14 protein-coding genes are annotated in these 16,025 nt (G+C 55.6%); 6 read left to right on the top strand and 8 right to left on the bottom strand.

The window, feature by feature from the left end; genetic code table 11:
• Positions 1-23: 23 nt before the first annotated feature.
• The 4 genes from DB48_RS10060 (at position 24) to DB48_RS10045 (ending at position 3,375) form a co-directional block, all read left to right on the top strand.
• The gene (locus DB48_RS10060; RefSeq protein WP_041510157.1) at positions 24-923 is read left to right on the top strand and encodes a LysR family transcriptional regulator; all 900 of its coding nucleotides are present in this window, start codon (positions 24-26) and stop codon (positions 921-923) included.
• Between the two features lie 231 nt (positions 924-1,154).
• Entirely contained in the window at positions 1,155-1,748 is a 594-nt protein-coding gene (locus tag DB48_RS10055) for a LysE family translocator (protein WP_041510156.1), read from the top strand.
• Between the two features lie 62 nt (positions 1,749-1,810).
• Positions 1,811-2,104 carry a helix-hairpin-helix domain-containing protein gene (locus tag DB48_RS10050; protein WP_041510155.1) on the top strand — a complete coding sequence of 98 codons (294 nt, stop codon included), beginning with the start codon at positions 1,811-1,813 and terminating at the stop codon, positions 2,102-2,104.
• 83 nt (positions 2,105-2,187) lie between these two features.
• Positions 2,188-3,375 carry an AAA family ATPase gene (locus DB48_RS10045; RefSeq protein ID WP_041510154.1) on the top strand — a complete coding sequence of 396 codons (1,188 nt, stop codon included), beginning with the start codon at positions 2,188-2,190 and terminating at the stop codon, positions 3,373-3,375.
• Positions 3,376-3,462: 87 nt separating this feature from the next.
• Here the strand turns inward: DB48_RS10045 and DB48_RS10040 are convergent, their stop codons facing one another.
• The 5 genes from DB48_RS10040 to nagB form a co-directional block, all read right to left on the bottom strand.
• Complete coding sequence (locus DB48_RS10040) at positions 3,463-3,837, bottom strand: PH domain-containing protein (protein WP_033537910.1); 375 nt, start codon at positions 3,835-3,837, stop codon at positions 3,463-3,465.
• Between the two features lie 214 nt (positions 3,838-4,051).
• Positions 4,052-5,965 (bottom strand): peptidase U32 family protein, encoded by a 1,914-nt coding sequence (locus DB48_RS10035; protein ID WP_041510153.1) that lies wholly within the window; start codon positions 5,963-5,965, stop codon positions 4,052-4,054.
• A 179-nt stretch (positions 5,966-6,144) separates the two neighbouring features.
• Positions 6,145-6,462: a cupin domain-containing protein gene (locus tag DB48_RS10030; protein WP_041510152.1), complete on the bottom strand. Its 318-nt coding sequence runs from the start codon at positions 6,460-6,462 to the stop codon at positions 6,145-6,147.
• Between the two features lie 10 nt (positions 6,463-6,472).
• Positions 6,473-7,009: an SRPBCC family protein gene (locus DB48_RS10025; RefSeq protein WP_041510151.1), complete on the bottom strand. Its 537-nt coding sequence runs from the start codon at positions 7,007-7,009 to the stop codon at positions 6,473-6,475.
• Positions 7,010-7,272: 263 nt separating this feature from the next.
• Positions 7,273-8,079: a glucosamine-6-phosphate deaminase gene (gene nagB, locus DB48_RS10020; protein ID WP_041510150.1), complete on the bottom strand. Its 807-nt coding sequence runs from the start codon at positions 8,077-8,079 to the stop codon at positions 7,273-7,275.
• A 336-nt stretch (positions 8,080-8,415) separates the two neighbouring features.
• Here nagB and DB48_RS10015 point away from each other — a divergent pair, with 336 nt between their 5' ends.
• Positions 8,416-8,964 (top strand): pseudouridine synthase, encoded by a 549-nt coding sequence (locus tag DB48_RS10015; RefSeq protein WP_152619138.1) that lies wholly within the window; start codon positions 8,416-8,418, stop codon positions 8,962-8,964.
• Positions 8,965-9,045: 81 nt separating this feature from the next.
• Here the strand turns inward: DB48_RS10015 and DB48_RS10010 are convergent, their stop codons facing one another.
• The 3 genes from DB48_RS10010 to prfB form a co-directional block, all read right to left on the bottom strand.
• On the bottom strand, positions 9,046-11,526 hold the full coding sequence (locus DB48_RS10010) for a sensor domain-containing protein (RefSeq protein WP_041510149.1): 2,481 nt from the start codon (positions 11,524-11,526) through the stop codon (positions 9,046-9,048).
• Between the two features lie 303 nt (positions 11,527-11,829).
• Complete coding sequence (gene lysS / locus DB48_RS10005) at positions 11,830-13,332, bottom strand: lysine--tRNA ligase (protein ID WP_041510148.1); 1,503 nt, start codon at positions 13,330-13,332, stop codon at positions 11,830-11,832.
• 12 nt (positions 13,333-13,344) lie between these two features.
• A protein-coding gene (gene prfB, locus DB48_RS10000; protein WP_162484107.1) for a peptide chain release factor 2 occupies positions 13,345-14,443 on the bottom strand; the annotation gives its coding sequence in 2 pieces (ribosomal slippage) (positions 13,345-14,367 and positions 14,369-14,443; 1,098 coding nt in all).
• A 462-nt stretch (positions 14,444-14,905) separates the two neighbouring features.
• Here prfB and DB48_RS09995 point away from each other — a divergent pair.
• Positions 14,906-15,886, top strand: a complete 981-nt coding sequence (locus DB48_RS09995; protein ID WP_041510147.1) for a pentapeptide repeat-containing protein — start codon at positions 14,906-14,908, stop codon at positions 15,884-15,886.
• The last annotated feature ends 139 nt before the right edge of the window (positions 15,887-16,025 follow it).

Raw genomic sequence — 16,025 nt, 5'->3', positions numbered from 1 at the left:
TGTTACTAAATAGGGTTACCAATATGGATAAGATCAGCGCTATTCGCAGTTTCGTCGAGGTCGCCAGCTGCGGCAGCTTCACCCAGGCCGCCGAGCAACTGAACCTGAGCCGACTCCAGGTCTCCCGCCACATTCAGGAGGTGGAACGCTGGCTGGGGTTGCGCCTGCTGCATCGCACCACACGTAGCGTCAGCCTGAGCGTACAAGGCGAAGAGGCGTTTATCTACTGTCAGAAGATACTCGACGAGGTTGCCGCCCTGCAAAACCGCGCCCAGCGCCACCGACAAGAACTGGTCGGCAGCATACGCATCGCCTGCCCCATCGGCCTGGGACAGGCGCTGCTGTTCGATGCGGTAGACGACTTTACCCAGGCACACCCCGAGGTCAAGGTACAGCTGGTGCTGTCCGACGAGATGGTACAGCTAGTCGACGAGCGGGTGGATATCGCCCTGCGTTACACCCAGCAGCCCGACGAGAGCCTGATCGCCCGCCGCCTGATGCAGATAGACTCTGTGCTGTGCGCCTCACCGGACTATCTCGCCAGGCATGAGCCCATCACTGAGCTCGGCGATCTCGCCGTGCACAACTGCCTGATCCACGTCAGCCAAAACAGCTGGCGATTTGTCAAAGACAATCAAAACCTTGAGCAACCGATTAGCGGCAACCTGCAAGCCAACGACATGGGCGTGCTCCTCAAAGCCGCGCTGCGAGGCAAAGGCATCATTCACCTGCCCTGCGATCTTGCCAATGCGCACCTAAGCTCGGGGGCGCTGGTCGAGCTGCTGCCGGACTATCATCTGCCGAGCAAGCAGCTGTGGGCCGTCTACCTCTCCCGCAGCTATCAGCAACATCTCATCCGTCACTTCATCGACTTTCTCGCCGATCGCTGGCAGCAAGACATAGTCAAACACCGGCCCGAATAGATCTGTCGAAACAGAGAGAGAAGCAGCGAAACCAAGTAAGGCCTGTCTTTAACAACAGTTAGGACAACAGTAGGGGCTGCTGTAAGGAAAGCGGTGCAGGTGTAGCGATAAACTTGCAGCCAGGCAGCCGCGCCAGTTTAGCTGATGACTTTACACGCCGGCCATTCAAGATATGATGCTGAGTCCGGGTAAATGGGTTGCCCGATGGATAATGTGTACAAGGAGCCTGGCATGTTGGAATCACTACTTTCATTGATCGCGGCAACCGGATTGCTCCTGGGCTCGCCAGGCCCCGCGCCACTGGCGCTTGCCGCCACAGGCGCTACCTTTGGCATCAGACGCGGCGCCCCCTTTCTTGCGGGCATACTCCTGGGACTCTCGGTCGCCATTATTGGCGCCAGCATTGGGCTCGCCGCCCTGTTTAGTCGCTTTCCCGAGCTTAGGCTCACCTGCCAACTACTGGGCGCCGCCTATATCGCCTTTATCGCCTATAAGATCGCCAGCGCCCCCTGCACTCAGTTGGATGCGGCTCAGCGGGCGCCGAGTTTTAGGGATGGCTTTATCCTAAACCTGCTCAACCCCAAGGCCTACGCGGCCTTTCTGGCCATCTTCTCCCAGTTCTTGCTACCACTCGAGAACACCAGCCTGGGCTATCTGGCCACAGGTATCTGCGCCCTGCTGGTCGCCACCCTGGTAGACAGCCTCTGGCTAGCCTTCGGTGGCCTGCTGCGACCACTGTTTTCCCGCCCGCGCGCGGCAAGAGCGCTGCGAATTTTCTTCGCCATCGCTATGCTGATCGCCGTCGGCTACGCCCTGTGGGCATAACAGCCAGCAGCAGACAGCCAGTAATAGGCCCTACACTTTAACCATATCAACAGGAGCAGATCATGACCAAAGCCGGGCGAGCTAGCATCACCACATTTACCATGATCCCCAATGTGGGCAAGGCCACCGCCGAGGACTTGCAAAAGCTTGGGCTAACGCAGCCGAGGGATCTTGTCGGCCAAGATCCCTACCAGATGCACGCCAGGCTCGAAGCCATCACGGGCGAGCGTCACGACCCCTGCGTCATCGATGTCTTTATCGCCGCGGTGCGTTTCATGGAAGGGGAAGAGGCGCAGCCCTGGTGGCACTATACGCCCGAGCGTAAGGCGCATCTGGCCAAGGAAAATCAGGGCTAAGCTCGTTTTCCTTCTGGCCTGTTATGGCATCGAGAGATTAAAGATGCCACTATTACCCAAGCTCATCTCAACCCGAATAAGCCATGCTGACCACTTTAGCCATCAGTAACTACCGTTCTTTACGCGACATACGTCTGCCTCTCGGCCAGCTCAATCTAGTGACCGGCGCCAATGGCAGTGGTAAGTCCAATCTCTATAAGGCGCTACGTCTGCTGGCACAAACGGCACAAGGCGGCGTAGTCAATGCCCTGGCTCAGGAGGGCGGACTAGACTCCTGCTTCTGGGCGGGACCGGAAAACCTTACTAAAGGAATGTTAAGCGGCGAGACAGAAATCACGCCTACTGTTCGCCAACAGACTAAGCGGTTAAGACTGGGCTTTGCCGGCGACGAGTTTAGCTACCTGATTGAGCTTGGTCTGCCTAAACCTGATAGCACCACCCTCTTTGGGCTGGATCCCCAGATTAAACGTGAGGCGATTTGGGTTGGCCATAAGTATCGCCCCGCCGCCGTGCTGGTAGAGCGCCGTGGCCCCATGGTGAAGGGGCGCGCCCAGCAAGGGGGACAAGACGGCTGGCTGAGCCTGAACCAACACATGCAAAATGGCGACAGTATCTTCACCGAGCTTTCTGATCCACTACGTACACCCGAGGTGCTAAGACTCAGAGACAGCATTCGCGCCTGGCGTTTCTACGACCATTTTCGAAGTGATGGCGAGGCCCCTGCCCGTCAGCCACAGCTGGGGACCCGTACCCCGGTGTTGCATCATGATGGGCGAGACATGGCTTCGGCGATTCAAACCATCTTCGAGATTGGCGACAGGCAGGACTTCGACGAGGCGGTGAGCGACGCCTTTCCCGGTGCCCGGGTCACCATAGCTGCCCAGCCAGGTGGCATGTTGAGCCTCGAGTTTCATCAGGAGGGACTACTCAGGCCCCTCAATGCCAAGGAACTCTCCGATGGCACCTTAAGGTATCTGCTGTTGATCGCGGCCTTGCTGACACCTAGGCCGCCGGAGCTGATGGTATTGAACGAGCCCGAAACCAGCCTGCATCCTGATCTGCTACCGGCACTGGCCAGGCTTATTGCCAAGGCATCTGAGGTATGTCAGCTATGGGTGGTCTCCCACGCCAATCGCCTGATCAACGCCCTGAACGAATTTGAATCCTGCCAGCTCATCGAACTGGATAAACAGTTGGGGCAGACCAAGGTCTTGGGGCAAGATCTGCTCTCGACGCCAAGCTGGCACTGGCAACAAAAAGCCCAGGCCTAGGCCTGGGCTTTTTAGCGTCGATAAGGCGACTAAATCGAGAAGTCATCGCCTAGAGCGAGAACCAAACGCTAAAGCGAGAAGTTAGCGCTAAAGTGAGAAGTTAGCGATCGTCTTCTGAATACCGACCACGTCAGTGCCCTTCTTCAGCTCCTTCACCAGCGGCTCCTTCTGGCCCGAGATCCACAGCTTTAACTCGGCGTCCATATCGAAGGTACCGGCGGTTTCCACCTCGAAATGGGTGATCGCCTTATAGGGCACAGAGTGATAACTCACCTTCTTGCCGGTCACGCCCTGCTTGTCGATGAGGATAAGGCGCTTGTTAGTAAACACAAACATATCGCGCACCACCCGGTAAGCAAGGGCTAACTGCTCGTTATCTCCCATGATAGGCCCCAGCTCTTGCGCCAGCTCCTGTAAATCGACTTCGGCAGCATTGCCCATCAGTGCATCTAGCAGTCCCATATATTTTCCTTAATAGCTGAACTGAAATGAGGTGTATCCCAAGGAAGGGGCGAACAAGTCGTCGCACAGCCCCGCAGGGCGAGGCTTACAGCGGTATTTGCTGCGTTACAGTTCTTGCGAAGGACTAGGGCCATTCGCTGCAAACTGTGCCTTGCATCTATCCACTTTAAGCACACGCAGAGCAAGCACGGGACTTATTCGCACCTTCCCTAGCCTATACCTGACGGTTAGCGCCGACAACCATCATTTCGCATTTAGGGCAGTCGAACACCAACTTGAGCACATCTTTGCCTATCTCTATCTGCAGCGGCTCGGCCTTGATGCCGGGCACCTCTTTCGGGCAGAGGTTGAAGTTAAAGCGCAGGCAGTGCTTGGTCACCATCAGCGGTGCATCCTCTGTGATACCGTTCTTCTCATAGGTATCTTCTATCTCGATCACCCCGTGGCGGGTATAGAAGTCTTTCGCCTTCTCGTTGGCCACGTTGCCCATGAAGCTCAGATGCTTAAAGGGATAGGTGGCGTCCTGATTGTATTTCCACGCCTGCGGGCGCACATACCCCTCGACGCGCGCCTGCTCCAAAGCCGCAACCGTGTCACGGCGCAGGCCGTTAAGCTGGGAAGCCGGCATAAACCAGGCGCTGGCAGTCTCAACATGGATCTCGCGCGCCTCAAAGTCTGTGCTGCCCAGCTTTCTTAGCTGCTTGTTCAGGTTCTGCATCGCCTTGTCGACGTCTGTGGCCGGGGTCTTCTCCATCGCCAGCTCACAGGTGGCGCTCAGGCCATATTGGTCGGTCATGGTCAGGGCGACCCCCTCCGGGGTATCGCTCAGCGTCATGTCCACCTTGATGATCCGCTTGGACGACTCCTTGGCCAGCACGGTTTCGAACGCCTGATCATGGTTACGATACAGGGTAGCACCCACCTTAAGATCGCCCGGCACGGCGATTACATACAGCTTATTGCCGTCGGCGCGGTTGACCCTGAGCCCCTGCAGCTTATCGTCAGACTGCTTGGCCTTCTCATAGTTAGGCGGGAAGTAACACAGGCCATCACCATTGTTGAAGCTGTGGCTCGATGCTACCTGGATAAAATCTTTGCCCAGGGCCGCCACCTTGCCCACCTCTTCGCCAATGTATTTTGGCGAACGGAAGTCGCTGACCCCCTGGCTACGCTCGTTAACGAAGTAGTCGGTGCGGCCACGGTTAAAGGTCTTCTCGGTGTTAGGCGTGAAGGTGTGCTCGCAGCGGCCATGGCTCGAGGCGACAAACTCGGGGCGGCGCGCGATGATCTTATCCAGCTCCTGACGATAGTGAGCGGTCACGTTCTTCACATAGCTGAGATCTTTAAGACGCCCCTCGATCTTGAATGAGCGAATGCCCGCATCGATCAGCGCCTCTAAGTTATCCGTCTGGTTGTTGTCTTTGAGAGACAAGAGGTGTTCGTTCTGGGCCAGCACCTCGCCCTGACGAGTCTTGAGATCCCCCGGCAGACGGCACATCTGCGAACACTCGCCGCGGTTGGCGCTGCGATTGCTAAAGGCGTGACTCAGGTTACACAGGCCGCTGTAGGCGACACACAGGGCGCCGTGGATGAAGAACTCCAGCTGCATATTAGTCTTGGCCGCCACGTCGCGGATCTGACTCAGGCCAAGCTCTCGGGCGAGCACCACCTGTGAGAAGCCCACCTGCTCGAGGAAGGCGACCTTCTCTGGGTTACGGTTATCCATCTGGGTACTGGCGTGCAGGGCGATAGGCGGAATATCCAGCTGCAACACGCCCATGTCCTGTACGATAAGCGCGTCGGCGCCGGCCTCATACACCTGCCAGATCAGCTTCTGCGCAGCGTCCAGCTCGTCGTCCATCAGGATGGTGTTGATGGCGACAAATACCTGTGCATGGTAGCGGTGGGCAAACTCACACAGACGCGCGATATCCTCGACACTGTTGCCAGCCGTTGCTCTGGCACCGAAGGCGGGGCCACCGATATAGACGGCGTCGGCACCATGCTTGATGGCCTCGATGCCATAGTCGGCATTCTTGGCGGGCGCCAGAAGCTCGAGGCGGTTTGAGCGGGTGGTTACCGGCGCACTGGCGGCGCTATCGGGGATAAAAATCTCAGGCTTGTCCATCAAGGTACTCGAATCAGATCACAGATAGATAAAAATTAGGGGCGCGATTATAACAGACCTGGCTCACAAAACACCTCGCTACCGCGCATTTTTTCACCAGATTATCGGCGAGATGGCTCGCCTTAGCCCTATTTGTCGCTCACATTAATGACTAGCTGCCGGTTCTTTCGCGCCGTTAATCAGTAATGCACAGCCAACCAGAGGGTCTCCATGGTCTCGCTGGTCCAGCTCACCCTGTGACGACAATGGGCAGGAATATTAAGATGATCGCCCACCTTGAGGTGCACCACCTCGGCGCCCTCGACCACCAGGGTCGCCTCCCCTTGGAGCACCATGACCCACTCATTTCTGTCTTGATCGTACCATTGTCCTTCGGGTGTGCGATGGGCCTTAGAGACGATACGCTCTATCAGCACGCTGCCCGTATCCACAAGAGGCTCGAAAGCCTCCAGGGTGAGGTCCTCCGGCAAAGATTGAAAGATGTTGTGCTTCTCCATCGCCATCCCCTCAGTTTGTCTCGAGTAAGGTTTTCAGGTTATTCAGCCCCTGGCTGAGATCCCGCTCGACCATGACATCCACCTGCATCAGCGGCAGCAGAATGTTCATGGGATAGGCCATGTGGCCGCTAAAGCCCCAATGCACCTCGGTCTGATTCGGCCCTAGCGCCTGGGTGGTGATATAGGCGGAGGACACAGATTCAAACGGCGTCATAAACCTCAGCTGATATTCGATACGCTTGCCGGGAAAGATCGCCATGATCTCCTGCTCGCCTGAACCCACATCCGGATTATCGCTGCGCCAGCCGGAGACGAAGCCCACAGAACCATCCTCACCGCGATAGTATTGCTCCATGGCCGGATCCATCTTGGCCCACACGCTGAACTGATCCTGATTTTTGAGCCTTCTCAGGAAGTCGAACACCTGCTCATTGGGTCTATCTATGACGACCTGGGTATCCACACGATAATCTTCTTCGATAAAGAGGGCGGCAATAAAGGGGGACGAGGCTAGCAGCAACACGAGTATCAAGAGTTTCTTTAGCATGACGAGTTCCTTAGGACTGGCACAAGCTGCCCCAGAGAAGTGCCCAGGGCTTGCGCTACTTGTCATAACATAGTCAAGATTGCGGCGACAGGAAAGCCATCATGCGATTAAAACGAAACAAGAGTGGATAATTAACAAGGCGTTGCGACGCCAGCTCTCCCCACACAGACGAAAAAGCGCATCACAGATGGTGATGCGCTTTACACAAACATACAACACTCGACGATAAACAGCAGAGTAAGGCAGGTACGAGTGAGCTGAGCTTAGCGACTCGCCTTCAGGGCGGCCAGTCTTGCCTGCAGCTGCTGGTTTTCTGCCTCGATATGACGATAGAACGCCTTGTCGGCCAACTTAGATGCCGCCGCCTCATCGATCACCAACACGGCGTCGCGATGCAGTTGCAGCGCCGAGGCGGGACAGGACGCGCTCAGGGCGCCCTCTACCGCGGCGCGAATCGCCTCGGCCTTGCTCTCGCCGGTTGCCAGCAGCAGTACCTTTCTAGCATCCAGGATAGTGCCTATCCCCATAGTGATCGACAGATGCGGCTGATACTCCCCCTCGTCAAAGAAGCGGGCGTTATCTTCAATGGTCGCCTTGGTCAAGGTCTTCACCCGGGTGCGTGACATCAAACCCGATGAGGGCTCGTTGAAGCCGATATGCCCGTTGCGCCCTATGCCGAGCAGCTGAATGTCGATACCGCCGGCGGCCTGGATCTGCGCCTCATAGGCTTCACAGGCGACGATGGGGTCCTCGGCGTCTCCCGGCGGCACATGGGTGTTGGCCTTATCAATATCTATGGCATCGAACAGCTGGCTATTCATGAAGTAGCGATAACTCTGGGGATGGCTACCCGCTAAACCCAGGTATTCATCCAGGTTAAAGCTGGTCACGGCCTTGAAAGAGACGGTCCCGGCCTGGTTGGCGGCAATCAGGCGCTGATAGAGGGATACAGGGGTCGATCCCGTCGCCAGTCCCAGGACCGAATCCGGCTTACCCTTTAGCTGATTGATGATGAGATTGGCGCCATATTCGGCCACCTCGTCGCTGTCTCTTAGAATAACAATTTGCATGATTTGACTCTTCTCGGCCCTGGTAGTTAACGCGCTCTATCGACACCTGTCAGCATCACAGCTGAGCGTCGACAAGAGAAATTAACATTACTATAACCACAAATGACAGCGTTGTCATTATTAATCTGATGGTAAAATCGACACGCCATTCGTGGTAAGCTAGCCATGCCCTTTATCACAGAGAAACCTATGCCTGTCCCCCTCAATCAGACGCTCAATCAGACGCTCAATCAGACGCTCAATCAGACACCCAATCAGACGCACATGCAAGCAGCACCTGGGTCATCAGAACAGACAAGCACAGAGACGCAAGATAACACTCAGCCTCAGCACTTCATGATCTACAAGCCCTATGGCTACCTGATCCAGTTTGTTGCCGAGCGGCGCAAGCGTAAACCCCTGCTGGGCGAGCTGGCCGACTTCCCAAGCGGTATCATGGCGATCGGTCGGCTGGATCATGATTCAGAGGGGCTACTGCTGCTGACTACAAGCGGCAAGACCAGCCATGCGGTGCGCAGCAAGTCGGTCGAGAAGGAATACTATCTGCAGCTCGATGGCGAGATCACCGACCAGGCCATTGCCAGTCTCTGCGAGGGAGTCGAGATAGGAATCAAGGGTGAAAAATACCTTACCCTGCCCTGCCGGGCACAGAGGCTGGCGCAGGCGCCGAGCTTGCCAGGCAGAGGGCGCAAGATCAGGGACGCTCGTCACGGCCCCACCAGCTGGCTAGCGATCACCATCACAGAGGGGAAGAATCGTCAGCTACGCAAGATGACCGCCGCAGTGGGCTTTGCCACCCTTAGGTTAGTCAGGGTGCGCATCGGCGATATTCATTTGGGAACGTTGCAGCCGGGCGAGGTTCGCCAGCTTCAGACCCTCGGCTAGCATTAAGCGCTGACTCAAGCGCTAACTTAATAGCTAACTCAAGAACTAACTCAAGAGCCGAAACGAGCACTCATTCTGCGTCTAGCCGAGAAACTCGTCCAGCTCATCGACCACCCTGGGCCTGCTATAGAGATAGCCCTGGGCCTGATCACATCCCGCCGCCTCCAGGAAGGCCGCCTGCTCAGGCGTCTCGACCCCTTCGGCGATGATGCAGAGATTCAGCGCATGACCGAGGGCGATCACCGCCTTGGCAATCGCCGTGTTGTTGCTGTCTCTTGGGATATCGCGAATGAAAGACTGATCTATCTTCAACTTATGTATGGGCAGGCGTTTCAGATAGTTTAGCGATGAATAGCCGGTACCGAAGTCATCCACCGACAGCTCGACGCCGAGCTCGCCCAGCTGTTTGAGCACCTCGATCACCGCCAGAGGGTCCGACATCATGCAGCTCTCGGTCACCTCGAGCTCCAGATACTCGGGCGGCAAGCCCGTCTCGTCGAGCACCTGTTTGACCTGAGTGAAAAACTGCTTCTGTTGCAGCTGAGGCCCGGCCACATTCACCGATATCCGCCCGAAGGTTTTCCCTTCGGCCAGCCAGCATGCCCCCTGAGCGGCCGCCTGTTTCAGCACCCATAGGCCTATCTCATTGATCAGGCCAATATTTTCCGCTACAGGGATGAACACCGCAGGCGAGATCACCCCAAGTTGCGGGTCATCCCAGCGCAGCAGCGCCTCGAAACCGACGCATTGGCCAGTGCCCAATCCCAGCTTAGGCTGATACACCAGATAGAAGGCATCCTTGCTGATGGCATCGTGCAGGGCGCTCTGCAACTTGAGGTGCTCTACCGACGCCAGGGTCAGAGACTGAGTATAGAAGGCATAGTTGTTGCGGCCATTGGCCTTAGCCCTGTGCATGGCGGTATCGGCGTTGCGCAGCAAGGTGTCGCCGCTATCACCGTCGCCGGGATAGATGGCCACGCCCATGCTGGCGGTCAGACGCACACTGCCTTCATCATCCAGCAGGAAAGGCGCATCGAAGGCCTCACGCAGCCGGCTCACCATGAGGGAGACACTATCGTCACTCTCCACATGGGGCAGCACGGCAATAAACTCGTCGCTACCTAGCCTGGCCAAGGTGGCTTCCTCGCCCAGCTTCTGCTTCAGGCGCCTGGACACCTCCATTAGGATGGCATCGCCGGTCACATGACCATAGCTATCGTTAATATGTTTAAACAGATCCACGTCGATGAAGATCAGTGCCAGTTGCGTCTCTTCACGGGCCGCGTGGCGCAGTTCCTGTTCCAGGTTGGCCGACAGCATCAGGCGGTTGGGCAGCTTGGTCAGTGGGTCGTGATACACCAGCCTTGCCATCTCCTTCTCGCTCTGCTTCTGCGCCGAGATATCGGCGAACACGGCGACGAAATAGCGCACCTGGTGGTCGTCGCCATACATGGAGCTGATGGTCAGCTGCTCGGGATAGATGGCGCCACTCTTGCGCCGGTTCCAGATCTCGCCATGCCACTTGCCATTGGTCAGCAAGGATTGCCACAGGCGTTCGAAAAAGGCCTTGTCGTGGCGGCCAGAATTCAAGATGCGCGGGTTCTCGCCCAGCACCTCTTCACGGCTGTAGCCGGTGATCTCGGTAAAGGCACCATGAACCTCGACAATATTGCCGTTGGCGTCGGTGATCACCACGCCTTCCACCGAGTTCTCGAAGATGTTGGCCGCCAGTTCCAGCTGTTCCTGGGCTGCCTTATGGGAGGTGATGTTACGGGAGATGCCGATCACCCCCTCTAGGGTGCCATCGGATGAGACGACGGGGACCTTAGTTGTCTCAAGCCAGGAGCTGGACTGGTCGACATCTTTAGCCTCGCACTCGGCGGCCGTCACCTGCACGCCGCGCACGATAGACTCATAATCCCCCTTCACAAACTCTTCGGCCACCTCGGGGGAGAAGATCTCATCATCGGTGCGATTAAGCAGCTCCTCCCGAGTTCTTCCCCAGGCCACCTCGACACTGTGATTGATCAGTACATAGCGCCCCGCAACATCCTTCATCCACACATGCTCAGGCAGGCTATCGATAAAGAGCTGCAGGTCCACATTAGATGTCTCTGACGGGGCTATTTGCAGCAACTGCTGGCGATGATCCTGGTATAGGTTAGCCAACCTATATTGCATTGACTGGCAGGTCAGTTTGACTAAGACGTCTAGCTGCTTGCCATGATGAGGCTGTTCGTTGGGCACCAGACACAGGGTGCCGAAGAGGGCCTGGGAGGGCCAGAAGAGCGGATGCAGCACTATGCCGCCGACTCTTACCGACTCTCGCGTACGATGGGGATGTTCGATATAGTCGCGAAACAGGGTGAGTCCCTGAGCGCAGAGCTGGTGCACACTCTGGCGATGTGCCTCGGTGTCGTCGCATAGGCTGAGCATAGGTGCCAGGCCATCGGTCGCGGTTAAGGCCAGCAAAAAAAGACTGCCGTCAAATGCCAGGGCTAGGGTCTCTAGCGCTTCCTGCCAATCTTGCAATGCATCATCTGGAATCTTGATATCTATCACTATCCTTCTCCGAGAGTGGCCGTGAACTAGCACTCTCCCATCTTCCCTTCGCTATTTGCAAGCATATCGCCTATTCATGCTAATAGACACCCACAAACGCTAGAAAATTAACCCTAAACTAACAAAAGTATACAAGCCGCGACAAAAAGTGGCTCGTGGAGAAACTTAAGCCATCTTACACTAAAAATAGGATAGATTATCAGTGATTTAATCTAAAACTTCTGTTCGGATGGTTATTTAGCCTCCAATCGATAGCGATAAAAAAACCAGCCCTTAGGCTGGTTTTTAGTATGGCGTAATGGCTTATCCCTGAGGACGCATTGCCGGGAAGAGGATCACGTCGCGAATGGTGTGAGTGTTGGTAAACAACATCACCAGACGATCGATACCTATACCCTGGCCCGCAGTCGGTGGCAGACCGTGCTCCAGCGCCGTGATGTAGTCGGCGTCGTAGAACATGGCTTCGTCATCACCCGCGTCTTTGGCATCAACCTGTGCCTTGAAGCGCTTGTCCTGATCTTCCGCGTCGTTGAGCTCGCTGAAGCCGTTGGCCACTTCACGGCCACCGATGAAGAACTCGAAACGGTCGGTAATGAAGTGGTTTTCATCGTTACGACGTGCCAGCGGCGAGATATCTGCCGGGTAACCTGTGATGAAGGTCGGCTGCATCAGCTGAGGCTCGGCGGTTTCGCCGAAGATCTCTTCCAACAGCTGACCACAGGTCCAGAACTTCTCGATAGTCATGCCCAAGCTCTTGGCCAGGTTACGCATAAACTCAACGTCTTTAACCTCTTCATAGGTCATAGACTGAATGGTCTCGTTGTCTGGGTTGTACTTCTTGATCGCGTCCAGCATGCTCAGACGCTCATAAGGACCACCGAAGTCTATGGTGTGCTCACCGTATGGCAGCTTGGTATCACCCAGCAGATCTTTGGCGATTGAAGAGAGCATCTCTTCGGTCAGATCCATCAGATCCTTGTAGTCGGCATAGGCCATATAGAATTCCATCATGGTGAATTCTGGGTTATGGCGTGGCGACAGGCCTTCGTTACGGAAGTTACGGTTGATCTCAAATACACGCTCGAAACCACCAACCACCAGACGCTTGAGGTAAAGCTCAGGCGCGATACGCAGATACATCTCGATATCCAGCGCGTTGTGGTGGGTAATGAAAGGACGCGCCGAGGCACCGCCAGGAATGCTGTGCATCATAGGGGTTTCGACTTCCATGAACTCTTTGCTCACCATGAAGTTACGGATGGCGGTAACCACTTTAGAGCGCATGATGAAGGCCGCACGAGACTCTTCGTTCACGATGAGGTCTACATAACGCTGACGGTAACGGGTTTCCTGGTCGGTCAGACCGTGGAACTTCTCAGGCAGTGGACGCAGCGCCTTGGTCAACAGCTGGTACTCTTCCATGTTGACATAGAGGTCACCCTTACCAGACAGGTGCAGCTGACCGGTAACACCTATGATGTCGCCAATATCCAGCCCTTGATACTTGGCCTTAAGATCTTTCTGCACATCTTTACCGGCATAAGCCTGGATGCGACCGCTCACGTCCTGGATCACCAGGAAGGGGCCACGCTTAGCCATGATACGACCGGCGATAGAGCGCTGGACCTTCATATCTTCCAGCTCTTCCTTGCTGTATTGACCATATTCGGCCTGAATATCTGCAGCCTTATGTTTTCGATCGAAGTTGTTCGGGTGACCGTTAGCAGGGCAAGAAACGCGAACGTGATCTAACTTGGCACGGCGCTCTGCAATTAACTTGTTTTCGTCTTGAGTTTGTTCAGTCATCTTCTTCTCTCGTTAAAGGCCAGATTTAAGGCTAGCTTCAATAAACTTGTCCAGATCGCCATCGAGGACGCTCTGGGTATTACGGCTTTCCACGCCGGTACGCAGATCTTTAATACGGGCGTCGTCCAGCACGTAAGAACGGATCTGGCTGCCCCAGCCGATATCAGACTTGGCATCTTCGGCAGCTTGTTTTTCGGCGTTTTGCTTATGCATTTCCAATTCGAACAGCTTAGCTTTCAGCTGTTTCATCGCAGTGTCTTTGTTCTTGTGCTGCGATCTGTCGTTCTGGCACTGCACCACGGTATTGGTGGGCAAGTGGGTAATACGCACCGCAGACTCGGTACGGTTAACGTGCTGACCACCGGCACCCGAGGCACGATAGACGTCGATACGCAGATCCGCCGGATTGATATCGATCTCGATAGAGTCGTCGATCTCCGGATAGACAAACACAGAGCAGAAAGAGGTGTGACGCTTACCCGAAGAGTCGAATGGTGACTTACGCACTAGACGATGCACCCCGGTCTCGGTGCGCAGTGAACCAAAGGCGTACTCGCCGGTAAACTTGACGGTAGCGCCCTTAATGCCGGCGACATCGCCGTCGGTCACTTCGATAAGCTCAGGCTTATACCCTTTAGCTTCGCCCCAGCGCAGATACATGCGCAGCACCATGTTGGCCCAATCCTGCGCCTCGGTACCGCCTGAACCCGATTGAATATCAAGGTAACAATCTGACGCGTCTTGAGGACCCGAGAACATGCGGCGGAACTCTAACTCTTCCAGACGCTTCTCTAGGCTGGCCAGCTCGCTATTGGCGTCGTTGAAGGTGTCTTCATCTTCCTCTTCGACCGCCAGCTCCAGCAGGCCTTCCACATCTTCAAGGCCGCTGTCCATATCGTCTATGGTCTTGACCACGGCCTCCAACGAGGCACGCTCTTTACCCAGGGCCTGGGCATTCTCAGGATTGTTCCAAACCTCGGCGCTCTCTAGCTCCCGACTGACTTCTTCTAGACGCTCACTCTTGGCATCATAGTCAAAGATACCCCCGAAGAAGTTGGGTGCGCTCGGCTAGCTCCTTGATTTTAAATTTAACCGGATTGACTTCAAACATGACTCTTTCTACTTAAAATTCGATTGGCAGGAATGCAAACGCGGTATTTTAACTCAATCGCCCCTGTTCGCATAGGGGCTGTTGACCTTCCCTGTTTATTTCTGCAGCAGTTTGTGGGCAATATCGACAAGGCTGAGCCGATGCGGTGTAGTCATTCGACATAAAGCGGCGATAACCCAGCATTGATGGCCGACAAGCGCTGCCCTGAGGGCTCACCTAAACCCGCCGATTCATCCTTGTGAGCAACTGACCTAACCCGCTATCATAGCCCACTGTGCTTCATGGCTAACGCCTCGAGTAAAACGCGTTTAGATGGAACAGACACTGAACCTGGAAGATCCCCCCTAGGCCTCGTCCTGCTAACTTGAACAAATTTCATCGCAAAGAGCAGTTGGCCTTCCCCCTAGTCGACAAGCGGGAGAATCGCCGCCCCTTTTCGACAGGCTGGCTATACTGTTCAATATGAAACAGTCGAACCAATGCTGCTATCACGAAGACGAAGGTTTCTCCTGCACCGAGCCGGCCGAAGCCTCTGGACTCTGTTATTGGCATGATCCTAAAATCATTAAAGATAAGCCGGAAGATGTCGCCCGTCTGGAGGCCTTCGCCCGCAACGGCGGCATGCTGCGAGGCATCGCCCTTAAGCGGGCCAACCTGCCAGGTATCGATCTGGTGAGGCACCACCAGAAGACCGGCTTCGACATGAGCCATGCCGAGCTGTATCGCGCCAACCTACAGGGGGCGCACATGTTTAACCTCAACCTGCAACACGCCAGCCTGATGAAGGCAGATCTGCGCGAGGCCAACGTCCACTGCGCCAACCTAGTCGGCACTAACCTGCTGGGGATCAAGTGGAACGGCGCCAAAATAGAGAACATCAATACCGGCAAGGTGCTCAAGCAGGAACGCCTGGCCAAGGAGGCTGAACGGTTAGGCGAAACCGAGATAGCCCTGGATTACTTCGAGCAGGCCGAAGAGATCTACCGGGATCTACGCAAGGCCGCCGAGCGGGAGGGGCTGTTTGCCATGGGCGGCGACTACCTGCGCAAGGAACTCACCATGCGCCGCCATCAGATGCCCAAATTCAGCTACTCGCGCATCCTCTCCAAGATGATCGACATCTTCTGTGGCTATGGTGAGGCCCCCACCCGAGTGATCGGCTTCTCCGTCGGCCTCATCTTAATCTGTGCCCTACTCTACCTGTTCACCGGCCTCAACTACGATGGCAATATCCATGTGTTCAACTGGCACAACGATCTCAGCACTAACCTGTCGCTGCTGTTCAACTGCATCTACTACTCTGTCGTCACCTTTACCACTCTGGGCTATGGCGACTTTACCCCCATAGGCTATTCACGGGCGATCGCCGCCGTCGAGGCCTTCACCGGCAGCTTTACCATCGCCCTGTTCGTGGTGGTGTTCGTCAAGAAGATGACCCGCTAAACCCAAAGTGTGATCCGCTTCAAACCAAGCCCTTCAAAGCATGGCGTAAGCCAACAAACCCAGCACAATTTGTGAGCACCCCTGCAAATGCTGCACAAAAAATCACTACTAAGACCTGTGGTGAAAAAGGCTCTGGGTA

This window comes from Shewanella sp. cp20, from assembly GCF_000832025.1.
Classification (GTDB): domain Bacteria; phylum Pseudomonadota; class Gammaproteobacteria; order Enterobacterales; family Shewanellaceae; genus Shewanella.
This window is presented reverse-complemented; position numbering and strand designations above follow the sequence as displayed.